Raw genomic sequence first — 22,922 nt, 5'->3', positions numbered from 1 at the left:
CGAAGTGTCAGTTCTTGACGCCGAAGAAGGGCTCCAGCGGCTTCGGCAGCAGGTCGTTGCAGGCCAGTTGGCCGGACTTGGTCAAGGCGTCGTTCACACAGGTGTAGTAGTCGCGGTAGACGAGCTGCACCGTGAACGTCGTCGCGACGATCGAGAGCGCAAGCAGCGCCGTCACCAGGCCGCTGACCGCAGCCGTGGTCTGCTGTCTCCCATAGCCAGGAGCGGCGGGGGCGCCGGGCGCGGACGCCGGAACACGCCCGGAACCGGAGCCCTGGAGGGGGCCGGCGGCCGGCGCACCGGACTCTGCGGCCGGTCCGGGTGCTCCGGCGGCGCCCGGCGCGGACGCGCCACTCGGCTTCGCGCGGAGCGAGCTGATCGACCAGTACACGGCGAGTGCGCCGAGCAGCAGGGCGATCTCCGGGAAGTCGAAGAGTGCGAAGAAGAAGGCCCACATGCCGCAGAGCAGCGCGTAGCGTGCGCGGCGCTGGGCGGGGTCGGTCGGATCCCAGCGCACCCCGCCGGAGCTGCCCCCGGGGCCGCCCTGACCGTTCGGCCCGCCCTGGCCTCCGGGGCGGCCGCCGAAGCCGCCGCTCTGGCGACCGGGCTGTTGGCTGCTCCACTGGCCGCCCCAGACCGGCCGGTCGTCGGAGGAGCCGCCCTCGGGCGACCCGTCGTCGTTGCCCCGGCCCCCGTTCCCCTGGTGGTTCCCGTTGCCGTTTTTGGCGTTCGAAGGGTGGCGGGGTTGCCAGGGCTGGTCGGGCCGGTCCTCGGGCGGTGCGGCGAACGGGTTGTCGCCCGCGGGACCGGAAGGCCCCGACGACCCGGGAGAACCTGAAGAGGAGGAAGGGCCTGCGGGGGACTGGCGCTCCCGCAGCATCAGTGGGGTCCGCTCGGGCAGCGGGTGGCGGAAGGCGGTGCGGCGGCGTCGGTCCGGCATATGGTGAACGTCTTCCCCATCTCGTCATTTCCGCCCTGCGGACGGTTCCCTGTCCCCTGACGCTACCTCCCGGCCAGGAGGGGCCGAAAGCTGGGAGCGCGGCGCAGGTGGCCGATACCCGTCACCCGGACCCTTTCGTGCTTCGCTGCGGCCGCCGCGCAGTCGACCTGCGGCCTCTCACCCCCGTCCCGTGGGGGTCCCCCGAGGTGCCGGTATCGTTGCTGACGGTCGGCTCGTTCGTAGAGTTCCCCGTATCGCGGGGCTCGATTCTTTCGTACGACCATACAAATCAGCGCTGCTCTGCTTCACCACGCGAGAAAGGGCCCAGACGTGGCCTCCCCGCCCCCCTCCGCCGCACCGGCCCGTCTGGTCGTGCTGGTCTCCGGCTCCGGTACGAACCTCCAAGCCCTGCTCGACGCCATCGGCGACGACCCCGAGGGCTTCGGCGCACAGGTCGTCGCGGTCGGCGCCGACCGCTCCGGCATCGTCGGTCTGGAACGGGCGGAGCGCGCCGGACTGCCGACCTTCGTGTGCAGGGTCAAGGACCACGCCACCCGCGAGGAGTGGGATGCGGCACTCGCGGCCGCAACGGCCGAGCACCGCCCGGACCTCGTGGTGTCCGCGGGATTCATGAAGATCGTGGGCAAGGAGTTCCTCGCCCGGTTCGGTGGCCGGTTCATCAACACCCACCCCGCCCTGCTCCCCAGCTTTCCCGGTGCCCATGGGGTGCGTGACGCACTCGCGTACGGCGTGAAGGTCACCGGGTGCACCGTCCACTTCGTCGACGACGGCGTCGACACCGGTCCGATCATCGCGCAGGGCGTGGTCGAGGTGGCCGAAGCGGACACGGCGGAGGGCGAAGCCGCTCTCCACGAACGCATCAAGGAAGTCGAGCGCAAGCTGCTCGTCGAGGCCGTGGGGCGGCTCGCCCGTGACGGCTATCGCATTGAGGGACGAAAGGTTCATCTCGGTCATGTCGGTGAATAAGCCCATCCGCCGCGCCCTGGTCAGTGTCTACGACAAGACGGGGCTCGAAGACCTCGCCCGCGGTCTGCACGAGGCGGGTGTCGAGCTGGTCTCCACCGGCTCCACCGCCGGGAGGATCGCTGCTGCCGGGGTGCCGGTCACCAAGGTCGAGGAGCTCACCGGCTTCCCCGAGTGCCTCGACGGCCGCGTCAAGACGCTGCACCCGCGCGTCCACGCCGGCATCCTCGCGGACCTGCGCCTGGACGCCCACCGCGAGCAACTCGCCGAGCTGGGTGTGGAGCCGTTCGACCTGGTGGTCGTCAACCTCTACCCGTTCAAGGAGACCGTCGCCTCCGGCGCGTCCGCCGACGAGTGCGTGGAGCAGATCGACATCGGCGGCCCGTCCATGGTCCGCGCCGCGGCCAAGAACCACCCCTCCGTGGCCGTCGTCACCAGCCCCGAGCGGTACGCCGACGTCCTGGCCGCGGTCAAGGCGGGCGGCTTCGACCTGACCGCCCGCAAGCGGCTCGCCGCCGAGGCGTTCCAGCACACGGCCGCGTACGACGTGGCCGTCGCGTCCTGGTTCGCGGACGAGTACGCCGCCGCCGACGACTCGGGCTTCCCCGACTTCTTCGGTGCGACGTACGAGCGCAGCAATGTCCTGCGGTACGGCGAGAACCCGCACCAGCCTGCCGCGCTCTACACCTCCGGCACCGGCGGCCTGGCCGAGGCGGAGCAGCTGCACGGCAAGGAGATGTCGTACAACAACTACACGGACACGGACGCCGCGCGCCGGGCCGCGTACGACCACGCCGAGCCGTGCGTGGCGATCATCAAGCACGCCAACCCGTGCGGCATCGCGATCGCCGACGACGTTGCCGAGGCGCACCGCAACGCGCACGCCTGCGACCCGCTGTCGGCCTTCGGCGGTGTCATCGCCGTCAACCGCCCGGTGACCGTCGCCATGGCCGAGCAGGTCGCGGAGATCTTCACCGAGGTCATCGTCGCCCCGGCGTACGAGGACGGCGCGGTCGAGATCCTCGCCCGCAAGAAGAACATCCGTGTGCTGCGCTGCCCCGACGCCCCGACCTCCACGGTCGAGGTCAAGCCGATCGACGGCGGCGCGCTGCTCCAGGCCACCGACCGCCTCCAGGCCGACGGCGACGACCCGGCCAACTGGACCCTCGCCACCGGTGAGGCACTCTCCGAGGACGAGCTGAAGGAGCTCGCCTTCGCGTGGAAGGCGTGTCGCGCCGTCAAGTCCAACGCGATCCTCCTCGCCAAGGGCGGCGCCTCGGTCGGCGTCGGCATGGGCCAGGTCAACCGGGTCGACTCCGCGAAGCTGGCCGTCGAGCGTGCGGGCGAGGAGCGGGCCCGGGGCGCGTACGCCGCGTCCGACGCGTTCTTCCCGTTCCCGGACGGGCTGGAGATCCTGACCGCGGCCGGCATCAAGGCCGTGGCCCAGCCGGGTGGTTCGGTCCGTGACGAGCTGGTCGTCGAGGCCGCGAGGAAGGCGGGCGTGACGATGTACTTCACGGGTACGCGGCACTTCTTCCACTGACACCGAACCGGCAGAACGACCGAAGGCCGTACCCCCGCGCACGTGCGGGGGTACGGCCTTCGTGTGATTCCGGTGCCTGGGCCGGATCAGTACTGCGGCTGCTGCTGGCGGTTGAACCAGGCGCTGCCGTCGGCCCTCGCGACGAAGACGGTGATCAGCACGGCGAGAACCGTGTGAACGAGACCGAAGATGACGAACGGGTAGATACCGAGTATCGCGGTGATCACACCGAAGACGATCGCCGTGATGCGGATGCCGTTGGTTCCCTTGCCGAACTTCACGGCGAGGAACACGGCAAAGGCGCCCCACAGCACTGCGAAGACCACGATGCCCCACAGGGCATTGCCGGAGTAGTCGGCGAGCTGCTGGAACTGAACGTCGTCCTTGAGCGTCGCGTCGTTCTTGGCGGCGCCCACGGCTGCGGCGCCGATCGCGAAGATGACCGCGCCGATGACCTGCAGGCCGGTGATCACGTAGAGCATGACGCGGGCTGCCTTCACGCCGCCCGGCATCTCGGTGGGCACGCCGGGGAAGCCGTATCCGCCCTGCACGGGCGGGGCCGCCGGGTAGCCGCCCTGCTGCGGCGCGCCCTGCGGGGACTGCTGCGGGTAGCCGTACCCCGGCTGCCCGCCCTGCTGCTGCTGGCCGTAGGGGTTGTTCGGGTCGCCGAAGCTCATGGCGAATTTCCTCCGTTGTGAAAAGTGCGGGGACGACGCGGCCCGAGCGGAGGAAACAAGCGCAATGAGTACGGTCTGTCCCCCCGACACTGTCCGCGGTACTGCGCGGCTCATAGTTGTCTTGACATCGGCTTTTTGTCCAGCCGATTGCCGAATGTGTTGTGCAAGCGCAACCTGGTGGCCATGGTCGGCACCCAGAATTGGTATGCGGGTGGGGTCATCCGCGAGTATGGGGACATGACTGCCCAGATTCTCGATGGCAAGGCCACCGCAGCCGCGATCAAGTCCGATCTCACCGTCCGCGTGGCGGCCCTCAAGGCGCAGGGCATCACCCCCGGCCTGGGAACCCTGCTCGTCGGGGACGACCCGGGCAGCCGGTGGTACGTGAACGGCAAGCACCGTGACTGCGCACAGGTCGGCATCGGCTCCATCCAGCGCGAACTCCCCGACACCGCCACCCAGGAGGAGATCGAGGACGTCGTACGGGAGCTCAACGCCAACCCCGAGTGCACGGGGTACATCGTGCAGCTTCCCCTGCCCAAGGGGATCGACACCAACCGCGTCCTGGAACTGATGGATCCGGCCAAGGACGCCGACGGCCTCCACCCGATGAACCTCGGCCGGCTCGTACTGAACGAGGCGGGCCCGCTGCCCTGCACCCCGCAGGGCGTCGTCCAGCTGCTCCGCCACCACGACGTGGAGATCAACGGGGCGCACGTCGTGGTCGTCGGCCGCGGTGTCACCATCGGCCGCTCGATCCCGCTGCTGCTGACCCGTAAGTCCGAGAACGCCACCGTCACCCAGTGCCACACCGGTACGCGTGACCTCTCCGCCCAGCTCAAGCAGGCCGACATCATCGTCGCCGCCGCCGGAGTGCCGCACATCATCAAGCCCGAGGACGTGAAGCCGGGCGCGGCCGTGCTCGACGTCGGCGTCAGCCGGGACGAGCACGGCAAGATCGTCGGGGACGTACACCCGGGCGTGGCCGAGGTCGCCGCCTGGATCTCCCCGAACCCGGGCGGTGTCGGCCCGATGACCCGCGCCCAGCTGCTCGTCAACGTGGTCGAGGCGGCCGAGCGCAACGCAGCCGACGCAGTCTGAGCCGGCTGACCCGATCCGGAAGGAGCCCCATGGGTGCTGGTACGAGTCCGGCCGACCCGGCCGCCGAGGCGGGCCGGACGTCTGAGGTGCCGTCCGACGCGGACGTCTCCGGTGCGGGTGCGACGGACGAGGCCGCGCCGGATCGGGCTGCGACCCGTGAGGGCGCCGCTTCGGAGGGTGCTGCTCGTGAGGGGACGGTCGTCCGGGCGGATGCGGACGCCGGTGAGGACTCCGGCGACGCGGGCCTGGGCGAGGGTGCCCGCCCGGAGGCTGCCGCTGCCTCCGGTCCCGGCGGCAGCGGCGCCCCGCACAGCGGTTCGCGTCCGTCGCGGAGGTTCCCGTCGTTCACCCGGGACACCGCGCGCCCCGAGGGCGGTGGCCGTGCCGCGTCCGGGGACGCGCCCGCCCCGGCCCGGCAGTGGCCGCTGCTCGCCGTGCTCTGCACGGCCGGGATCGGGCTGCTGATCGTGGCCGTCGCCCCCTTCGCGGAGGCCTTCAGGATCGGCACGATGCTGATCGGTGTGGCCCTCATCGGGGGTGCCGTGCTGCGGGTCGTGGTCCCGTCGGTGGGCATGCTGGCGGTCCGTTCCCGCTTCACCGACCTGGTGACGTACGGGCTGCTCGGCTTCCTCATCGTGATGCTCGCGCTGGTGGCGCAGCCCAAGCCGTGGCTGGACATTCCGTTCCTGGAGGACGCGGTCCACTTCACGATCCGCTGAGGCCGTCCGTACAGCTACGGCTATGGCTGCGCGGCTTGAGGACGGTGTCCGTCCCCTCCCCCGAGAAGGGACGGACACCCGAGGGCGGAGGCAGCCACCGAAACGCAAGCGCTCCGGGATGTGGTGACTTGAGCGGCCTTGCCCCCGTCCTGGCTTCAGCCTGGTGGACGGCGAAGACCGCTACAAGGGAACCCTGTGGCCTGTGGCACGGAAGTGACCATTCCGCCACCGTGTGATCGCCCGGCAACGTGTTCGGCACGCATCGGTGTGTTCGGCACGCATCGGTGGTGCCGGGGGCGTGCGCGGGTGCGCCCCGCGTCCCGAACACCCCTGTGCGCCCCGTCCGATGGAACTGTCGTCCTGCGTTCGGGCGTACTCCTGGGTAGTCCAGAACGGAAGAAGAACCGGATCCGGGCAAGGGGAAGCAATGCCTCGTTGGAAGGCGCTATCGGATGAACTCGACCCGCAGATCAGGGAGTTCGCCGGCCAGCTGCGCAGGCTCGTCGACCACAGAGGGCTGAGCATCGCCGCGGTGGCCGACCGCACGGGCTACAGCAAGACGTCGTGGGAGCGCTATCTGAGCGGGCGTCTGCTCGCGCCCAGAGGAGCGATCGTCGCTCTCGCCGAGGCGACGGGTACCAATCAGGTGCATCTGACGACCATGTGGGAGCTGGCGGAGCGGGCATGGAGCCGTTCCGAGATGGGCCAGGACACGGCGATGGAGCCCATCCGGATCTCCCGGGCGCGTGCGTCGCTCCCGCTCGTCCCGCAGCAGCCCCCGCACCGGACGGGAGACGGGGGAGCGGACCGCTGCGGCGGCGGCCGCAGGCGACTGGCCGTGCTCCTCGCGGGGGCGGTCGGTGTGCTGCTCGTACTGACCGGGGCGGTGCTGCTGGCCGGGGCGGGGCGGTGACGACGATGGCGGGAGGCCCACCGTCCAGCGACCGCCTCCCGGGTGAGCGGATACGGCCGGGTGAGCGCTGTGTGACGGGTTGTGTGCGGTGCCACAGGGGGCCGGGCGGTCGGGGGGTTCCGGGTCGGATAGCCTGATCGCTGGATATCTCTTCACATCAAGATTCAGGGATGTCCAGCACCAGGGGCAGGGACCCCCACCGCCAGCTGTCTAACGGAGATCGCCATGACCCGCACTCCCGTGAATGTCACCGTGACCGGCGCAGCCGGCCAGATCGGCTACGCGCTGCTCTTCCGCATCGCCTCCGGCCACCTGCTCGGCCCGGACGTGCCGGTCAACCTGCGCCTCCTGGAGATCCCGCAGGGGCTGAAGGCCGCCGAGGGCACCGCGATGGAGCTCGACGACTGTGCCTTCCCGCTGCTGCGCAACATCGAGATCACCGACGACGCCAATGTCGGCTTCGCCGGGGCCAACGTCGCCCTCCTGGTCGGCGCCCGCCCGCGTACGAAGGGCATGGAGCGCGGCGACCTGCTCTCCGCCAACGGCGGCATCTTCAAGCCGCAGGGCAAGGCCATCAACGACAACGCCGCGGACGACATCAAGGTCCTCGTCGTCGGCAACCCGGCCAACACCAACGCGCTCATCGCGCAGGCCGCGGCCCCGGACGTACCGGCCGAGCGCTTCACCGCGATGACCCGCCTCGACCACAACCGCGCGATCTCGCAGCTGGCCGCCAAGACCGGTGCCGCCGTCTCCGACATCAAGAAGCTGACGATCTGGGGCAACCACTCGGCGACCCAGTACCCGGACGTCTTCCACGCGGAGGTCGCCGGCAAGAACGCCGCCGAGCTCGTCAACGACGAGGCGTGGCTGGCCGACACCTTCATCCCGACCGTCGCCAAGCGCGGCGCCGCGATCATCGAGGCCCGTGGCGCGTCCTCCGCCGCCTCGGCCGCCAACGCCGCCATCGACCACGTCCACACCTGGGTCAACGGCACCGCCGCCGGCGACTGGACCTCCATGGGCATCCCGTCGGACGGCTCCTACGGCGTGCCCGAGGGCATCATCTCGTCCTTCCCGGTCACCACGAAGGACGGCAAGTACGAGATCGTCCAGGGCCTGGACATCAACGAGTTCTCCCGTACGCGCATCGACGCGTCGGTGCAGGAGCTCATCGAGGAGCGCGACGCGGTTCGCGAGCTCGGCCTGATCTGATCCGTACGCCCTCCGAGGCGTACACCACCGCCCCCGGCAGCAGCCGCTGCCGGGGGCGGCTGCGTCGATACGTGGCCGTGGCCGGGAACTGACCGCGCCGCTTCCCGAGTCTGGGCTGTCATGCGCGTGACGATGATCCTTCCGGCCCTGACCGAGGCGACCAGCCCGCTGTTCCGGCCCATCAAGTACTCGCTCTTCCCGCCGCTCGGCCTGGCGACCCTCGCCGGCTACCTGGACCCGGACGACGAGGTGACGCTCCTCGACGAGCATGTCGAGCGGGTCGACATCGAGGCGCTCGACAGCCCCGATCTGCTGGTCGTCCAGCCGTACATCACCTCCGCCCGGCGCGGCTACGAGATAGCCGACCACTTCCGCGCCCGCGGCGTCCATGTCGCCATGGGCGGCCTCCATGTGACCTCTCTCCCGGACGAGGCCGCAGCACATGCCGACACGATCTTCACCGGGCCGGGGGAGGACACCTGGCCGCTGTTCCTGAAGGAGTTCCGGGACGGCGCGCCGGGCCGCAGGTACGACTCGAAGCTGCGCACCCTGGCCGGACTGCCACCCGTGCGGAGGGACCTGATCAAACGGCATCTGTATCTGGTGCCCAACTCGATCGTCGTCTCGCGCGGCTGCCCGCACCACTGCGACTTCTGCTACAAGGACGCCTTCTTTGCGGGCGGCAAGTCCTTCTACACCCAGGCCGTGGACGACGCGCTCGCCGAGATCGAGCGGCTGCCCGGCAGGCATCTGTACTTCCTCGACGACCATCTGCTCGGCAACCGCCGTTTCGCCGAGGCGCTCTTCGACGGGATGGCCGGAATGGGACGGCTCTGGCAGGCGGCCGGCACCGTGAAGTCCGTACTCCAGCCGGACCTGCTGGAGCGGGCCGCGGACGCGGGGCTGCGCAGCCTGTTCGTCGGCTTCGAGACCGTCAACAGCGCGAACCTCGCCGAACGCCGCAAGGACCAGAACATCGGCAAGGACTACGCGGCCGCCGTCCGCCGGCTCCATGACGCCGGTGTCATGGTCAACGCCAGCTTCGTCTTCGGGCTCGACCACGACGGCCCGGACGTCTTCGACCGGACGGTGCAGTGGGCTGTCGAGCAGGGCATCGAGACGGCCACCTTCCACATCATGACGCCCTATCCGTCCACCGGTCTGTGGAAGCAGATGGAGGCCGAGGACCGGATCGTCCACCGGGACTGGGACCTTTACGACACCCGCCATGTCGTCCACCGCCCGAAGGGAATGACCGCGCGCCAGCTGGAGGACGGGTACTGGCGTGCGTACCGGGACTTCTACCGGTGGTCCAACATCTGGCGCGGCGCGGCTGCCCAGCCGGGCACACACGAGCGGCTCAGGCATCTGGCGTACGCGGGCGGCTGGAAGAAGTTCGAACCCGCCTGGGACGCCCTGATCCGCTCCCGCAACGTGGTGCGGGCCATGCCGATGCTGGAACGGACCCTGGCGGCCTTCGGCGGCAGACAGGCGTGATCGTGCGCGGCCCCGGGGCGCCTACCCCTTCCGCAGTTCGTCCGCGATCTCGCGTACGGCTGCCATGGCCCGGCGCTGCAGCCCGGGGCCGAAAGTGATCCGGTCGGCGCCCAGTTCTCCCAGCCGGCGCGGGGTCGGGCCGTCCGGCCGGGCGAGGGCGTTGAGCGGGGCCGGGACGGCCGCGGCCAGTCGGGGCAGGGCCTCGGGCGGGGCCATGATCGGGTAGACGCAGTCCGCGCCCGCCGCCACGTACAGCAGGGCGCGGCGCACCGTCTCCGCCTCCTGGTCCGTGCCGTCGGGGACGCCGTGGACGTAGGTGTCGACGCGGGCGTTGACGAAGAGCCGGTCGCCCGCGACCGCCCGTACCTCCGCCAGCCGGTCCGCCTGCCGCTGGGCATCGACGAGAGTGCCGTCGGCCGAGTCCTCCAGATTGCAGCCGACGGCTCCGGTGTCGAGGAGGCGTTCCACGAGTTCCTCCGGCGCCAGCCCGTAGCCCGCCTCGATGTCCGCCGAGACGGGGACGTCGGCCGGGACGGCCCGCACGATCCTGGCCACGGCCGCGAACATCTCGGCGGCGGGCGTCGCCCCGTCCTCGTAACCGAGCGAGGCCGCGACCCCGGCACTGGGTGTGGCGAGCGCCGGGAAGCCCGCATCGGCGAAGACGCGGGCGCTCGCCGCGTCCCACGGGCCGGGGAGGATCAGCGGATCGCCGGGGGCGCGGTCGTGGTGCAGGGCACGGAGGACGGATGCGGTCATCACGGGGCTCCCGGGGGTGTTCCGACGCAGGGGCGGGCGGGGTGCGGGGCGTGCCGGGTCAGTGCTTGATGTCGCCCGGCGTGTAGTGACCGGGGACCATGCGGGTGGTCACGGCGAACCGGTTCCAGGCGTTGATAGTCGTGATCGCGGCGATGAGGTGGGCGAGCTCGGTCTCGTCGAAGTGCTTGGCGGCTTTCTCCCACACCTCGTCCGGCACGAAACCGTCGGTCAGTACGGTCACCGCCTCGGTCAGCTCGATGGCCGCGATCTCCTTCGGCGTGTAGAAGTGCTGCGACTCCTCCCATGCGCTGAGCTGGACGATCCGCTCGATGGACTCGCCCGCCGCCAGTGCGTCCTTGGTGTGCATGTCGAGGCAGAACGCGCAGTGGTTGAGCTGCGAGGAGCGGATCTTCACCAGCTCCCCGATGACCGGGTCGAGGCCCTTGCGGGATGCCGCGTCCAGCCGGACCAAGGCCTTGTAGACATCAGGGGCGAGCGCGGCCCACTGCTGCATACGAGGGGTGTGCTCGGGGGTGAGTTCGGAGGTCGGGTGGCTGTGCTCGTTCGTCGTCATGGGTATGACGTTACGGCGAGGATGGCGCAGCGGTATGGTCCATTTCCATGACAGATTCCTGGGCCACTTTCGGCGCCGACCTGCATCTGGAGACGACGGGTGCGGCGGGGCTGCGGGCCGGGCTCATGGACGCCCTGCGCGAGGCCGTACGGACGGGGCGACTGGCGCCCGGCACCCGGCTGCCGTCCTCCCGCAGCCTCGCCGTGGACCTCGGCATCGCCCGGAACACCGTCGCCGACGCGTACGCGGAGCTGGTCGCCGAGGGGTGGCTCACCGCCCGGCAGGGTTCGGGGACCAGGGTGGCGCGGCGGGCCGAGCCGCGCCGGACGGCCACCAGGGCGACCCGCTCCCGGCCGGTGCGCTCCCGGCCCGCCCACAACCTGCTGGCCGGGTCGCCCGACCTCTCGACGTTCCCGCGCGCCGACTGGCTCAAGGCCGCCCGCCGCGCCCTGACCGCCGCACCCAACGACGCCTTCGGATACGGCGATCCGCGCGGGCGCATCGAGCTGCGCACCGTCCTCGCCGACTATCTGGCCCGCGCCCGCGGTGTGTACGCGGACCCGGAGCGGATCGTGATCTGTGCCGGTTTCGTGCAGGCGCTGAAGCTGATGGGGACGGTGCTGCGCGAGCGGCGGGTGCGGGAGGTGGCCGTCGAGTCGTACGGACTGGACGTGCACTGGAAGCTGCTCGCGGACGCCGGGCTGCGCATGCCCTGTCTGCCGGTCGACGGACTCGGGGCCAGGACCGGTGAACTGGCCGGGCTGCGCGGTGCGGGCGCGGTCCTGATGACGCCCGCGCACCAGTTCCCGACGGGGACGCCGCTCCACCCCGACCGGCGGGCCGCGGCGGTCGACTGGGCGCGCGGTACGGGCGGGCTGATCCTGGAGGACGACTACGACGGCGAATTCCGTTACGACCGGCAGCCGGTCGGTGCGCTCCAGGGCCTCGACCCCGAACGCGTCGTACACCTGGGAACGACGAGCAAGTCGCTGGCGCCGGGACTGCGGCTGGGGTGGATGGTGCTGCCGGAGAACCTGGTGGGGGAGGTGGCCGAGGCCAAGGGGCTGAGCGACTGGTCGTCGAGCGCGCTGGAACAGCTGACGCTCGCGGAGTTCATCGAATCGGGCGCGTACGACCGTCATGTGCGCTCGATGAGGCTGCGCTACCGCCGCCGTCGTGATCAACTCGTCGCGGTACTGGCGGAACGCGCCCCCGGTATCCGGGTCAGCGGTATCGCCGCCGGTCTGCACGCCGTGCTCGAACTCCCGGAGGGCGGCGAGGAGGCCGCGTTGCGGGCGGCGGCGTGGCAGGGGCTCGCGCTGGAAGGGCTCTCGCGCTTCCGGCACCCGCAGGCGCCGCCGGGGCGCGACGCCCTGGTCATCGGTTACGGGACACCGACCGACAGCGCCTGGGCGGGGGCGCTGGAGGCCCTGTTGCGAGTGCTTGCATGAGCCGGGAACGCGACAGTGGCTGCCGTCCAGCCCGGAGGCGTTCATCTGGCTCCGGCTCTACCAGAGCGAGGGCCCGCCGCTGGATCCGCGGTCACCACTGCGGTGGACGCTGCGATCACGGCGAAGGACTGGCCTACCAGCCACTGAACTACGAGGCCCTGCGCGCGGTGTTCCGTCGGACCAACGCCCTGCTGGGCACGGACTGGTCCATGCACGACCTGCGGCATACCGCCGCGCTGCGGATGTCCCGGGACAAGCGGCTGACCCTGCGCGACGTGCAGACCATTCTCGGACACGCCCACCTGGGCACCACCGCCGACGTGTATCTCGTCGAGGAGGAAGAGCAGGTCATCGCCCGGGTCCAGGAGTATCTGGCCGACCGGGAAGAACGGGCGAAGCGCCCCGCGCCGTCCGCTGCCGCTGCCGGCTACGAAGCGAGCGACCTCGCCGTGCTGTTCGGGGGTGGCCAGCCATGACCTACGGCGGAGGACGACGCGCCAACCCTGTCCGGCGCGCCGGCACCGGGCCGATCCCGCCCAATCCGCTGTTCGTCGAACACGACCTGAAGGCTGACGAAGGCCGTGTCGGCCCGCACGAGCACCTCACACGCGACGAACTGCTCACGTTCTGACGGCCGTTGGGGGCGCCGATCGGCACCGTCGCGATCGAGACGTGCGAGAGCGCGGGTGATGGCCTCGGGGCCAGCGGCCCTGAGTCGTTGGTGGGCGGCTTATTGCCGGCGCCTCTCCCGCACGAGGCGCTTCTCAACTCTCTGAACGGAGGGTTGGTCGCGCTCTCTGTCAGAAGGCGGGCTCGTCGTGCCGCAGGCTGCGGAACACCGCAAGATCGTCAGTCTTCACACGCTGATGATCAGCGGTGGCCGTACGCGTGCCCGTGCCAGCCCCGGCAACGGTGCCCCGGGCCGCGGTGCGGCGCGCTCACAGTGCCAAGGCCGATCCAACGCAGCCGGCCGGTCATGGTCTCCGGCTCAGAGGAGTCCCAGTTCCGCGAGGTCGATCTCGTGGCCCGTCACGGTGCCTGGCAGTTGGTGACCTTGCCCGCGGTGCCGGTGTACTGCCGCGACACGCACGCCGAGGCGTTTCCATCCTTGAGGAACCCGGTGTCATCGAAGATCAGTGCGGTCGGTTTGACCGCCGCTTCCATCCTCCAGGCCAGCCGGGCCCTCACATGGGCCGGATCCCACGGGCTGGTGGTCACGAAGTGGGCCAGGGCCTGCCGGTTCCCGTCCACCCCGAGCCGGGCGGCCATCGGCTCGACCGACTTGCGCCGCCCATCGGTGAGCAGTCCCCGCAGATAGACCTGCCCCCACCGACGCTGATCATTGCGGGCGAACGGCTCGAACACCTCCGCCGCGAACTCTTCCAACTCACCACGCACAGCAGCAATCTCGTCCGGAGACGGCGATGATGGAGGAGGACCAGCCCGAACCGGACTTGCCCGTCCTCAGGTCGCCTGCGGGCAGCGAGCCGTAGAGGTACTGGAGTTTGCCCGAGGAGGTCAGGGCGTCCCGTTCGGGGACCTGACCGGGGACCGCTGCAACGACCTGCTGGTCCGCACCGGCGACAGCCTGCGGCTGTACAAGCCGGGCTGCGGGGCGGCGCCGTCCACCTCCACCCCCTACACCACGCTCGGTACCGGGTGGGGCCAGTACGACGTCCTGACCCCGGTCGGCGACGTCACCAAGGACGGCCGGCCGGACATGATCGCCCGCAACCGCTCCACCGGCGCCGTGTACCTGTACAAGGGCGCCAGCGGCGCCAAGCTGGCCTCGCGGGTGAAGCTGTACGCGGACTGGCGCGGCTACAAGAAGATCGTCGGCACCGGAGACCTCAACGGCGACGGCGTGGGCGACCTGCTCGCGCAGGACAAGTCCAACAAGCTGTGGCGCTACGACGGCACCGGCTCCGGCACCTTCAAGGCGCGGGTCAAGCTCGCCGACGACTGGGGCTCCTCATACAACGTGCTGGTGGGCACCGGCGACCTGAACAGCGACGGCAAGGCCGACCTGATCGCCCGTGACACGGCCGGTAACCTCTACCGGTACTACGGAACCGGCAAGGGCACCTTCAGCGCCCGCAAGAAGGTGAGCGCCGGCTTCAACAGCTACAAGGCCCTGTTCTAGCCAGGGGGTGCCCGCAAAGTAGCGGCAGGTGCCCGCGGGGCGGAGGGAAGGGACTTTGCGGACACGCCTTGGAGCGGATGATGGTGTCCGATTCACATCGGACACCGTCATCCAGAGCCAGTCAGACGTGGTTGACAGGGAGGACGTCCGGGAGAGGGCGCCAACCCGCAGCACGGCTCGCATGGTTACCGCTACGGCGATGCGAAGCAGGGCACGCGCGGCGTGCGCACCGGCACCATGCCCACCGTGCACCGGCAGCAGGCCTCCGGGGACTGGACGCTGGAGGAGCGGCTCGGCGACGCCGCCGCCCCGGGTCGGCGTGCAGCCCCGCCGGGTCCATCAGCACCACAAACTGGTTGCGGGCGGCGGCCACTTCCCCTTCCAGTGTTGCGCGGACATGGGCGGTGACGGCGGCGATGTCAGCCGGGTCGTCCAGGGTGGCCGACCAGGTGGCCGCGCTCAGGCTGGCCTCGTCGACCAGGGCCTCGGTCTGGCGCCGGTGGTGGAGCGGACGATGGCTTCGGCGATCTCGTCCCGCTGAAGCGGATCGGGCCTTGGGTCGCGGCCAGCAGGGTGCAAGGTGACCGTGACGGTGCCGGATGGCGCAACCGCGCTCCTGCACGCCCTGCTCGCGCTGACCAACATCGAGGTCGCACGCTGACCGACGATCTTCGCCACAGACAGCCACCCACGACCAGCACAAGCATCCCGGAGACCGATCACACCAGCCCATTGACCTGCGGCTTTAGGATGAACAGAGCTCAATGAGTACGTCCTGACCGCACTGCACTTCGATGCCGCCGGTTTTCTGTGGTGAGGCCGTCGATGTCCGGCATCCGGATGCCCGGCAGGACCACGTCCGGGCGCTCCGCGCGGACGGTGTCGACGACCGGCACCGGTCGCCGCCGCGACGGCCTCGATATCGTCGGCCGCGTTGAGGATGAGCGGAAAGCCGGAACGGCGCAGTGCCTCGACGTCCACCACCACGAGCCCGATCACATGTGTTCCGCCTCACGGTCTGGTTGCGGCGGCTGGCTGTACATTCGAAAGCACACACGCTGATGGCTGTCCATGCCTACTGCACTGCCGCACCGAGCCCGAAGCCCCGGATGACCAGGGCGGCTCCGCGAGCAGCGGCTCCGGACACCCGGCGCAGGTCGGCCTCCGCCGGATGGCGGGGCGGCCCGGACATCTGCCGGATACCCGGCGATCAGCCCACTCTCAAATCTGGAAGGCATGACTCAGTACTCAGACGTTGCAGCTCCTGTGGTAAACGCCCCGGCCCCTGTGCGCGACAGCGGAAAGGCACCGGCGGGTCGGCTGATCGGACTGGACCTGGCCCGCGGACTCGCGGTATTCGGCATGTACGCGGCTCATGTGGGGCCCGACCCTGACCAGGGCGGTGCGATCGGATTCCTGATGGAGCTGGCCCACGGCAGGTCCTCCGCTCTCTTCGCCTTCCTGGCGGGCTTCGCCGTTGTCCTCATCACCGGGCGCGTGACGCCTAAGACGGGGCGGGCCGGGCGCCAGGCAGTGGCCAAGGTGGTGATCCGGGCCGTGATCCTTCTGGCCCTGGGCACCGTGCTGACCATGAGCGGCATCCCGGTCGACGTGATCCTCGCCTTCTACGGCCTGTACTTCCTGCTCGTACTGCCGCTGTACCAGCTCGGCTCCGGCCCCCTGGCGGCGATCGCCGCGGGAACGGCCCTCGTCCTGCCCCAGGTGCTCTACGCGGTGCAGCAGGCGATCGGCGACAGTGGCGTCCCATCGCCCGGTGAGCCCGACGGCATCGTCTCGCTGCTCTTCACCGGCACCTACCCGGCCCTGACCTGGATCCCGTTCGTGATCGCCGGCATGGCCGTGGCCCGCCTGGACCTGGCTGCCACCGCTGTCCGGACACGCCTGGCCCTCACGGGTTCCGTCCTCATGATCACCGGCTACGGAGGCTCCTGGCTGGCGCTGCACGTCGCTCCCGGCGCCGCCAACGCCATCGGCGCGGGTGGGGCGAGCGCGTGGTGGTCCGACACCGCGGGCTATCCGTCCGGTGACACCCCCGCCTGGCTGCTGGCTGCCTCCCCGCACAGTGAGACCACCCTGTCGATCCTGGGCAACACCGGTGTGGCGATCATGGTCGTGACCGCGTGTCTGGCCGCGACGGACGCCTTCCCGCGGCTCCGGTCCCTGGCCCGGCCGGTCATCGCAGTCGGTTCCATGTCGCTGACCGCGTACGTTTTCCACCTCGTCGGCATCCGGTTCCTGGGCATCGAAGAACTGCCAGGATCGCCGCTGTATGTCCTATTTGGCTTCATCGTGGCCGCCTTGGTGTTCGCGACCGTCTGGTCGCGCTTCCAGCAGCGCGGACCACTGGAATGGCTGATGACCAAGGCGACGGACCTGGCCCGGCACATCCGCTGAGCGCGGAACCGGTCGGACCGTCACACCGACTCCCCGACGGTCAACGCCCCCGAAGCCGACCGCTGCGGTGCACCACGCGCTGCGTGTCCACCTGGATGGTGCGAGACGGTAGCGACCGGCGCCGGGCTGCGCTGCCCGATCGCCTGGCCCGCTCCGGCCCGGCGCGGGGAAGTGAAGCGTCGGCCGTAAGGCAGCGCGCGCAGCAGTTCCGTTGCTCCCGCTCTACGCCGGCGTCGGGCAGAGCCTGAATTGCCCGCCTGCCCGCCTGCCCGCCTGCCCGCCGCCCGGTGCGGTTCGCGCCGGGCGCGGACGGTGCGGGCGGGCTCAGACCGGTTCGGGGGCGTCCTGCGGCGCCTCGCCGAACCGGGCCAGGGCCAGCGCTCCCGCCACCGCCACCACGAACCCGGCGACCGCCAGCCAGACCAGGCCCTCGCGGGTACGGTCCCCGAGCCAGATGACGCCCACCAGCGCCGGGCCGATCGTCTCGCCGAGCACCATGCCGGCCGTCGCCGTCGTCACCGAACCGCGCTGCAGTGCCGAGGTGAGCAGCAGGAACGCCGAACCGCCGCCCAGCAGCAGCGCGTACACCGCGGGGTTGGCGAGCAGCGCCGTCGGGGACAGGTCGTCGATCAGCCGGACGGCGACCTCCACCACCCCGAAACCGCACCCCGCGCCGAGCCCCAGTACGAGCGCCCGCGGCTTGTCCGGGAGGCGTCCGGCCCCCGCGCCGATCAGCAGAATGCCCAGCGAGATCCCCAGCATCCACCAGCTCAGGGCCGCCGGACCGGCCGCGTGGCCCTCGCCGCCGGAGGCGAGCCCCAGCATGCCCAGGCCCGCGCAGACGACCCCGACCGCGGTCCACTCGACGCCGCTCAGCCGCACGCCGAGAAGCCGGGCGGCGACCACCGCCGTCACCGCGAGACTCGCCGCCAGGGCGGCGCCCACGACGTAGATCGGCAGGGACCGCAGGGCGATGATCTGAAGCACGAACCCGCAGCCGTCGAGGGCGAGTCCGGCTACGTAGCGCCACTGGCGCAGCGCGCGCAGCAGCAGCGCGGGATCGACCCCCGCGCCCGACCCCGGCTCGGCGGCGGCCCGCGAGGCGACGGCCTGGAGGACGGAGGCCGTACCGAAGCAGACAGCGGCGCCGAGCGCGCAGATCATCCCGAGGAGCACATCAAGGACTCTACTTGCGGACGTGCGGTGGACCCGCTTCCCGCCGAAACCAGCAGCCCTTTAATCTGACAAGTAGCTGTACTGGCTTGATTCGTACGACGGGGGAGACGGAAAAATGGCCACACGAAGGCTGAGGTCGAGCACGGTGGTGCTCGGTGGCATGGGGGTGCTCGCGGCGATGATCACCTCCTGCGGTTCGGAACCGGACAAGCGGTGCGTCGACCCGCTCACCCAGGACAAGCTGCCGAGTTACGAGTGCAAGAACGACAGCGGCAAGGGGTCGTACTACTACGGCGGCAGCAGCAAGAACGGCAAGGTGGAGGGCGGCAGCTTCAACAAGTCCGCGGTCGACCGCGGCGGCTTCGGCTGCTCGGGCACCGGCGGCGGCTGAACCGGTATGGAGCGCCGCACCACGCAGCCGCGTCCCGGCTGGCAGCAGACGGTGGAGGAGCAGGGACTCGTCTACCCGCTCACCCGCTACCCGGACGGATCACTGCGCCCGTACTGGGACGAGAGCGCCTACTACGTCTTCTCGCTGCCCGAGGTCGAGGCGCTGGAGGGCGTCGTCGAGGAACTGCACACCATGTGCCTGGCCGCGGCCGCGCACATCGTGGAGCAGGAGCGCTTCGCCGATCTCGGCATCACCGACCCCCGGCTGTCCGCGCTGATCGCCCAGTCCTGGCATCGCCGTGACGAACTGCCTTCCCTGTACGGCAGGTTCGACCTGCGCTACGACGGAACCGGTCCGGCGAAGATGCTGGAGTACAACGCTGACACCCCCACCTCCCTGGTGGAGGCCGCGAGCGCCCAGTGGTTCTGGATGGAGGACCGTTTCCCGGGCGCCGACCAGTGGAACTCCCTGCACGAACGTCTCGTCGCGGCGTGGAAACGGCAGGCCGACCTGCTGCCGCCCGGACCGCTGCACTTCGCACACTCCGACGGGGACGAGCTGGGCGAGGACCTGATGACGGTCGCCTATCTGCGCGAGACCGCCGAACAGGCCGGCATCGACACGGAGGCGCTCTCCGTCGAACAGATCGGCTGGGACCGGCTTGCCGGGCGGTTCGTCGACGAGCGGCTCCGCTTCATCCGCAGCTGCTTCAAGCTGTACCCGTGGGAGTGGCTGGCGACCGACCGGTTCGGGCCGCATGTGCTGGACACCCTCGACAACGGCGGCGGCACCGGCACCACCTGCTGGATCGAGCCCGCCTGGAAGATGCTCCTCTCCAACAAGGCGCTGCTGGCGATCCTCTGGGAGCTCTTTCCCGGCCACCCGAATCTGCTCCCCTCCTCTCTCGACGGCCCCCGTGAACTCGCGGCGACGGGGACGGGGGCGGGCGATGGAGGTGGCCTCGGCTATGTCGCCAAGCCGCTGCTCGGCCGCGAGGGGGCCGGGGTCACGATCCATGAGCCGGGAAGCCCCGCGGTGCTGCGGGACGAGCCGTGCTGCTACCAGGAGTTGGCACCGCTGCCGGACTTCGACGGCAACCGGGTGGTGCTGGGGGCGTGGGTCGTCGAGGACGAGGCCGCCGGGCTCGGCATCCGCGAATCGGCGGGGCCGGTCACGGACGAGTACGCCCGCTTCCTGCCTCACGTGATCCTCTAGATCCCGGCCCGGCGGCCCGGCGACCGACGACGGAACTCAGCCGCGCAGGACGCCGCGGAGCTGTTCCAGCCCCCAGTCCAGGTCCTCCTTGCTGATCACCAGTGGCGGGGCGATCCGGATCGTCGAGCCATGGGTGTCCTTGACCAGCACCCCGCGGTCCATCAGCTTCTCGGAGATCTCCCGGCCGGTGCCGTGGCGCGGGGCGATGTCGACGCCCGCCCACAGCCCGCGGCCCCGTACCGCCTCTACCGCGCCCCCGCCCACCAGCAGCCCCAGCTCCTGGTGGAGGTGTTCGCCCAACTCGGTGGCCCGCTGCTGGAATTCGCCGGTACGGAGCATCGTGATGACCTCCAGCGCGACCGCACAGGCAAGGGGATTCCCGCCGAACGTCGAACCGTGCTCACCGGGCCGGTACACCCCGAGCACATCCTTCGACGAGACCACCGCCGACACCGGGACCACACCACCGCCCAGCGCCTTGCCGAGCACATACATGTCCGGCACGACACCCTCGTGCTCACAGGCGAAGGTCTTCCCGGTCCGGCCCAGGCCCGACTGGATCTCGTCCGCGATGAACAGCACATTCCGCTCACGGGTGAGTTCACGCACCCGGGGGAGATAGCCGGGCGGCGGCACCAGCACCCCGGCCTCGCCCTGGATCGGCTCCAGCAGCACCGCCACGGTGTTCTCGGTCATCGCCTCCGCGAGCGCGGTCAGATCCCCGTACGGCACGATCTCGAACCCGGGCGTGTACGGACCGAAGTCCTCCCGTGCCTCCTGGTCCGTGGAGAAGCTGATGATCGTCGTCGTCCGGCCGTGGAAGTTGTTCGCGGCGACGATGATCTTCGCCATGCCGTCCGGGACGCCCTTCACCCGGTAGCCCCACTTGCGGGCGGTCTTGACCGCGGTCTCCACGGCCTCCGCCCCGGTGTTCATCGGCAGCACCGTTTCCATGCCGCACAACTCGGCGAGCTGTGTACAGAAATCGGCGAACCGGTCGTGGTAGAAGGCGCGCGAGGTGAGGGTCACCCGCTCCAGCTGTGCCTTGGCCGCGTCGAGCAGGCGCCGGTTGCCGTGGCCGAAGTTGAGCGCCGAATATCCGGCGAGCATGTCGAGGTAGCGCCGGCCCTCGACATCGGTCATCCAGGCTCCGTCCGCCGAAGCGACGACGACGGGCAGCGGATGGTAGTTGTGCGCGCTGTGCGCCTCGGCGGAGGCGATGGCAGTTTCCGTGGTCGACACGGGATCTCCGTTCGTCGTGCGGCGTGGGCGGAGGGTGGTGCCCACTTTGTATCGTCGGTCGGAACCCTGGCGAGGAAACCTTCAATTCACGGCGCGCCCGTCCGCGCCGTCCACCGCCCGCAGCCGTCCCGCCGGCCCGGCTGTGTTCCTCGTCTCATTCACGGCGGTGCGTGTCCTGCGTCCGCACACCTTCCGCACCGGCTGCCGGAGATCGGTTCCGTACCTGAGACAATGGGTTGCATGGCCTCTGAACGCCCCCGCGTGCTCTCCGGAATCCAGCCCACCGCAGGCTCGTTCCACCTCGGCAACTACCTCGGTGCGGTCCGCCAGTGGGTGGCGCTGCAGGAATCCCACGACGCCTTCTACATGGTCGTGGACCTGCATGCGATCACCATTCCGCAGGACCCCGCAGAGCTGCGCGCGAACACCCGGCTCGCCGTCGCCCAGCTCCTCGCCGCCGGTCTCGACCCGGAGCGCTGCACGCTCTTCGTCCAGAGCCATGTCCCCGAGCACGCCCAGCTCGGCTGGATCATGAACTGCCTCACCGGCTTCGGCGAGGCGTCCCGCATGACGCAGTTCAAGGACAAGTCCGCCAAGCAGGGGGCCGACCGCACCACGGTCGGTCTCTTCACGTACCCGATGCTGATGGTGGCCGACATCCTGCTGTACCAGGCCGACCAGGTCCCGGTCGGCGAGGACCAGCGCCAGCACCTGGAGCTGACCCGTAACCTCGCCGAGCGGTTCAACGGCAGCTACGGCGACACGTTCACCGTGCCGGACCCGTACATCCTCAAGGAGACGGCGAAGATCTACGACCTTCAGGACCCGTCTTCGAAGATGAGCAAGTCGGCGGCCACCCCGAAGGGCCTGATCAACCTCCTCGACGAGCCGAAGGCCACCGCCAAGAAGGTGAAGAGCGCGGTCACCGACACCGACACGGTCATCCGCTTCGACCGGGCCGAGAAGCCCGGGGTCAGCAACCTGCTGACCATCTACTCCACGCTGACCGAAACCGGTATCGCGGATCTGGAGCAGAAGTACGAGGGCAAGGGTTACGGTGCGCTCAAGACCGACCTTGCCGAGGTCATGGTCGAGTTCGTCACACCGTTCCGCACCCGCACCCAGGAATACCTGGACGACCCGGAGACGCTGGACTCGATCCTGGCCAAGGGCGCGGAGAAGGCCCGCTCCGTCGCGGCCGAGACCCTGGCCCGGACGTACGACCGGATGGGCTTTCTGCCCGCGAAGCACTGAGTCCAAGGACCCTGGCGGTTTCGCGGCCGCAGGCGTCACACTGGCGACGGGAAGTTGATCCGGTCGATGGCTGAAAACAGGCCATCGACCATCGACCATCGAGGATTGAGGAGAACGACGTGGGGACCGTAACGCTCGGCGTTTCGATCGCGGTCCCGGAGCCCTACGGCAGCCTGCTCCAGGAGCGGCGCGCGAGCTTCGGGGATCCTGCCGCGTACGGCATTCCCACCCACGTCACGCTCCTCCCGCCGACCGAGGCCGAGGCGGCCGACCTGCCCGCGATCGAGGCGCATCTCGCGCAGATCGCCACGGGCGGCCGCCCCTTTCCGATGCGGCTGGCCGGCACGGGGACCTTCCGTCCCCTCTCGCCGGTCGTCTTCGTCCAGGTCGTCGAGGGGGCCTCGGCCTGCTCGTGGCTGCAGAAGCGGGTCAGGGACTCCTCCGGGCCACTGGTGCGCGAGCTCCAGTTCCCGTACCACCCGCATGTGACCGTGGCGCACGACATCGCCGAGCAGGCGATGGACCGGGCGTACGAGGAGCTCTCCGACTACGAGGCCGCCTGGACCTGCGGCTCCTTCGCGTTGTACGAGCAGGGCCCGGACGGCGTCTGGCGCAAGATCAACGAGTTCCCGTTCGGTGCCGGGGAGGGCGCGCCCGCCGTGCCCGCGCAGGGCGGCTCCTCCGTGGACGAGCCCTCCCTGCACCCCTGAGCGGCCCCG

General features: G+C 70.3%; 22 protein-coding genes and 2 pseudogenes. 16 read left to right on the top strand and 8 right to left on the bottom strand.

Annotated elements, in window-relative coordinates:
- Positions 1–7 precede the first annotated feature (7 nt).
- Positions 8–937 carry a hypothetical protein gene (locus OG609_RS15780; protein WP_327273416.1) on the bottom strand — a complete coding sequence of 310 codons (930 nt, stop codon included), beginning with the start codon at positions 935–937 and terminating at the stop codon, positions 8–10.
- Between the two features lie 330 nt (positions 938–1,267).
- Between OG609_RS15780 and purN the strand changes: the two genes are divergently transcribed.
- Together purN and purH are read left to right on the top strand one after the other, a co-directional pair.
- The gene (purN, locus tag OG609_RS15775) at positions 1,268–1,924 is read left to right on the top strand and encodes a phosphoribosylglycinamide formyltransferase (protein ID WP_327273415.1); all 657 of its coding nucleotides are present in this window, start codon (positions 1,268–1,270) and stop codon (positions 1,922–1,924) included.
- Positions 1,911–3,464 carry a bifunctional phosphoribosylaminoimidazolecarboxamide formyltransferase/IMP cyclohydrolase gene (gene purH / locus OG609_RS15770; RefSeq protein ID WP_327273414.1) on the top strand — a complete coding sequence of 518 codons (1,554 nt, stop codon included), beginning with the start codon at positions 1,911–1,913 and terminating at the stop codon, positions 3,462–3,464. The genes purN and purH overlap by 14 nt, the downstream gene beginning before the upstream one ends.
- 86 nt (positions 3,465–3,550) lie before the next feature.
- Here purH and OG609_RS15765 read toward each other — a convergent pair whose 3' ends face one another.
- Complete coding sequence (locus OG609_RS15765) at positions 3,551–4,141, bottom strand: hypothetical protein (RefSeq protein ID WP_327273413.1); 591 nt, start codon at positions 4,139–4,141, stop codon at positions 3,551–3,553.
- Positions 4,142–4,378: 237 nt separating this feature from the next.
- Here OG609_RS15765 and OG609_RS15760 point away from each other — a divergent pair, with 237 nt between their 5' ends.
- The 5 genes from OG609_RS15760 (at position 4,379) to OG609_RS15740 (ending at position 9,586) form a co-directional block, all read left to right on the top strand.
- Positions 4,379–5,242, top strand: coding sequence for a bifunctional methylenetetrahydrofolate dehydrogenase/methenyltetrahydrofolate cyclohydrolase (locus tag OG609_RS15760; protein WP_327273412.1), 864 nt, complete (start codon positions 4,379–4,381; stop codon positions 5,240–5,242).
- 29 nt (positions 5,243–5,271) lie between these two features.
- Entirely contained in the window at positions 5,272–5,961 is a 690-nt protein-coding gene (locus tag OG609_RS15755; protein ID WP_327273411.1) for a DUF3017 domain-containing protein, read from the top strand.
- 427 nt (positions 5,962–6,388) lie between these two features.
- Positions 6,389–6,874, top strand: a complete 486-nt coding sequence (locus OG609_RS15750; RefSeq protein WP_327273410.1) for a helix-turn-helix domain-containing protein — start codon at positions 6,389–6,391, stop codon at positions 6,872–6,874.
- A 225-nt stretch (positions 6,875–7,099) separates the two neighbouring features.
- Complete coding sequence (locus OG609_RS15745) at positions 7,100–8,089, top strand: malate dehydrogenase (protein WP_327273409.1); 990 nt, start codon at positions 7,100–7,102, stop codon at positions 8,087–8,089.
- A gap of 120 nt (positions 8,090–8,209) precedes the next feature.
- Positions 8,210–9,586 (top strand): B12-binding domain-containing radical SAM protein, encoded by a 1,377-nt coding sequence (locus OG609_RS15740; RefSeq protein WP_327273408.1) that lies wholly within the window; start codon positions 8,210–8,212, stop codon positions 9,584–9,586.
- A 21-nt stretch (positions 9,587–9,607) separates the two neighbouring features.
- Here OG609_RS15740 and OG609_RS15735 read toward each other — a convergent pair whose 3' ends face one another.
- Together OG609_RS15735 and OG609_RS15730 are read right to left on the bottom strand one after the other, a co-directional pair.
- On the bottom strand, positions 9,608–10,342 hold the full coding sequence (locus OG609_RS15735) for an isocitrate lyase/PEP mutase family protein (RefSeq protein WP_327273407.1): 735 nt from the start codon (positions 10,340–10,342) through the stop codon (positions 9,608–9,610).
- Positions 10,343–10,400: 58 nt separating this feature from the next.
- Positions 10,401–10,916, bottom strand: coding sequence for a carboxymuconolactone decarboxylase family protein (locus OG609_RS15730; RefSeq protein WP_327273406.1), 516 nt, complete (start codon positions 10,914–10,916; stop codon positions 10,401–10,403).
- Positions 10,917–10,963: 47 nt separating this feature from the next.
- Between OG609_RS15730 and pdxR the strand changes: the two genes are divergently transcribed.
- From pdxR to OG609_RS15715, 3 genes are all read left to right on the top strand, one after another.
- A complete protein-coding gene (gene pdxR / locus OG609_RS15725) occupies positions 10,964–12,367 on the top strand; it encodes a MocR-like pyridoxine biosynthesis transcription factor PdxR (RefSeq protein ID WP_327273405.1) in 1,404 nt (467 codons plus the stop codon).
- A 167-nt stretch (positions 12,368–12,534) separates the two neighbouring features.
- The gene (locus OG609_RS15720; protein ID WP_327273404.1) at positions 12,535–12,843 is read left to right on the top strand and encodes a tyrosine-type recombinase/integrase; all 309 of its coding nucleotides are present in this window, start codon (positions 12,535–12,537) and stop codon (positions 12,841–12,843) included.
- Positions 12,840–12,998 (top strand): hypothetical protein, encoded by a 159-nt coding sequence (locus tag OG609_RS15715; RefSeq protein WP_327273403.1) that lies wholly within the window; start codon positions 12,840–12,842, stop codon positions 12,996–12,998. Before OG609_RS15720 ends, OG609_RS15715 begins: the two co-directional genes overlap by 4 nt.
- Before the next feature lie 407 nt (positions 12,999–13,405).
- Here the strand turns inward: OG609_RS15715 and OG609_RS15710 are convergent.
- Positions 13,406–13,774: pseudogene (locus OG609_RS15710) on the bottom strand (transposase); the annotation flags it as partial.
- Here OG609_RS15710 and OG609_RS15705 point away from each other — a divergent pair.
- Positions 13,710–14,510, top strand: a complete 801-nt coding sequence (locus OG609_RS15705; RefSeq protein ID WP_327273402.1) for an FG-GAP repeat domain-containing protein — start codon at positions 13,710–13,712, stop codon at positions 14,508–14,510. The pseudogene OG609_RS15710 and the gene OG609_RS15705 overlap by 65 nt on opposite strands.
- Positions 14,511–15,322: 812 nt before the next feature.
- On the opposite strand, the pseudogene OG609_RS15700 reads toward OG609_RS15705, so the two are convergent.
- Positions 15,323–15,497 (bottom strand): annotated as a pseudogene (locus OG609_RS15700) (DNA-binding response regulator); the annotation flags it as partial.
- 249 nt (positions 15,498–15,746) lie between these two features.
- Between OG609_RS15700 and OG609_RS15695 the strand changes: the two are divergent.
- On the top strand, positions 15,747–16,925 hold the full coding sequence (locus OG609_RS15695; protein ID WP_327273401.1) for a DUF418 domain-containing protein: 1,179 nt from the start codon (positions 15,747–15,749) through the stop codon (positions 16,923–16,925).
- 324 nt (positions 16,926–17,249) lie between these two features.
- On the opposite strand, the gene OG609_RS15690 is transcribed toward OG609_RS15695, so the two are convergent.
- Complete coding sequence (locus tag OG609_RS15690) at positions 17,250–18,089, bottom strand: hypothetical protein (protein ID WP_327278067.1); 840 nt, start codon at positions 18,087–18,089, stop codon at positions 17,250–17,252.
- A gap of 127 nt (positions 18,090–18,216) precedes the next feature.
- Between OG609_RS15690 and OG609_RS15685 the strand changes: the two genes are divergently transcribed.
- Positions 18,217–18,492: a hypothetical protein gene (locus OG609_RS15685; protein ID WP_327273400.1), complete on the top strand. Its 276-nt coding sequence runs from the start codon at positions 18,217–18,219 to the stop codon at positions 18,490–18,492.
- 6 nt (positions 18,493–18,498) lie between these two features.
- Complete coding sequence (locus tag OG609_RS15680) at positions 18,499–19,707, top strand: glutathionylspermidine synthase family protein (RefSeq protein WP_327273399.1); 1,209 nt, start codon at positions 18,499–18,501, stop codon at positions 19,705–19,707.
- A gap of 36 nt (positions 19,708–19,743) precedes the next feature.
- Here OG609_RS15680 and rocD read toward each other — a convergent pair whose 3' ends face one another.
- Positions 19,744–20,949 (bottom strand): ornithine--oxo-acid transaminase, encoded by a 1,206-nt coding sequence (gene rocD, locus OG609_RS15675; RefSeq protein WP_327273398.1) that lies wholly within the window; start codon positions 20,947–20,949, stop codon positions 19,744–19,746.
- 240 nt (positions 20,950–21,189) lie between these two features.
- Between rocD and trpS the strand changes: the two genes are divergently transcribed.
- Together trpS and OG609_RS15665 are read left to right on the top strand one after the other, a co-directional pair.
- A complete protein-coding gene (gene trpS, locus OG609_RS15670) occupies positions 21,190–22,203 on the top strand; it encodes a tryptophan--tRNA ligase (protein WP_327273397.1) in 1,014 nt (337 codons plus the stop codon).
- A 119-nt stretch (positions 22,204–22,322) separates the two neighbouring features.
- Positions 22,323–22,913 carry a 2'-5' RNA ligase family protein gene (locus OG609_RS15665; RefSeq protein WP_327273396.1) on the top strand — a complete coding sequence of 197 codons (591 nt, stop codon included), beginning with the start codon at positions 22,323–22,325 and terminating at the stop codon, positions 22,911–22,913.
- The last annotated feature ends 9 nt before the right edge of the window (positions 22,914–22,922 follow it).

The organism is Streptomyces sp. NBC_01224, assembly GCF_036002945.1.
Taxonomy (GTDB): domain Bacteria; phylum Actinomycetota; class Actinomycetes; order Streptomycetales; family Streptomycetaceae; genus Streptomyces.
This window is presented reverse-complemented; position numbering and strand designations above follow the sequence as displayed.

Bases quoted from the DNA above. Each gene is read 5' to 3' on its own strand.
- OG609_RS15780 (WP_327273416.1), bottom strand. From the start codon at position 937: ATGCCGGACCGACGCCGCCGCACCGCCTTCCGCCACCCGCTGCCCGAG.
- purH (WP_327273414.1), top strand. From the start codon at position 1,911: ATGTCGGTGAATAAGCCCATCCGCCGCGCCCTGGTCAGTGTCTACGAC.
- OG609_RS15765 (WP_327273413.1), bottom strand. From the start codon at position 4,141: ATGAGCTTCGGCGACCCGAACAACCCCTACGGCCAGCAGCAGCAGGGC.
- OG609_RS15760 (WP_327273412.1), top strand. From the start codon at position 4,379: ATGACTGCCCAGATTCTCGATGGCAAGGCCACCGCAGCCGCGATCAAG.
- OG609_RS15755 (WP_327273411.1), top strand. From the start codon at position 5,272: ATGGGTGCTGGTACGAGTCCGGCCGACCCGGCCGCCGAGGCGGGCCGG.
- OG609_RS15750 (WP_327273410.1), top strand. From the start codon at position 6,389: ATGCCTCGTTGGAAGGCGCTATCGGATGAACTCGACCCGCAGATCAGG.
- OG609_RS15745 (WP_327273409.1), top strand. From the start codon at position 7,100: ATGACCCGCACTCCCGTGAATGTCACCGTGACCGGCGCAGCCGGCCAG.
- OG609_RS15740 (WP_327273408.1), top strand. From the start codon at position 8,210: ATGCGCGTGACGATGATCCTTCCGGCCCTGACCGAGGCGACCAGCCCG.
- OG609_RS15735 (WP_327273407.1), bottom strand. From the start codon at position 10,342: ATGACCGCATCCGTCCTCCGTGCCCTGCACCACGACCGCGCCCCCGGC.
- OG609_RS15730 (WP_327273406.1), bottom strand. From the start codon at position 10,916: ATGACGACGAACGAGCACAGCCACCCGACCTCCGAACTCACCCCCGAG.
- pdxR (WP_327273405.1), top strand. From the start codon at position 10,964: ATGACAGATTCCTGGGCCACTTTCGGCGCCGACCTGCATCTGGAGACG.
- OG609_RS15715 (WP_327273403.1), top strand. From the start codon at position 12,840: ATGACCTACGGCGGAGGACGACGCGCCAACCCTGTCCGGCGCGCCGGC.
- OG609_RS15695 (WP_327273401.1), top strand. From the start codon at position 15,747: ATGACTCAGTACTCAGACGTTGCAGCTCCTGTGGTAAACGCCCCGGCC.
- OG609_RS15690 (WP_327278067.1), bottom strand. From the start codon at position 18,089: ATGATCTGCGCGCTCGGCGCCGCTGTCTGCTTCGGTACGGCCTCCGTC.
- OG609_RS15685 (WP_327273400.1), top strand. From the start codon at position 18,217: ATGGCCACACGAAGGCTGAGGTCGAGCACGGTGGTGCTCGGTGGCATG.
- OG609_RS15680 (WP_327273399.1), top strand. From the start codon at position 18,499: ATGGAGCGCCGCACCACGCAGCCGCGTCCCGGCTGGCAGCAGACGGTG.
- trpS (WP_327273397.1), top strand. From the start codon at position 21,190: ATGGCCTCTGAACGCCCCCGCGTGCTCTCCGGAATCCAGCCCACCGCA.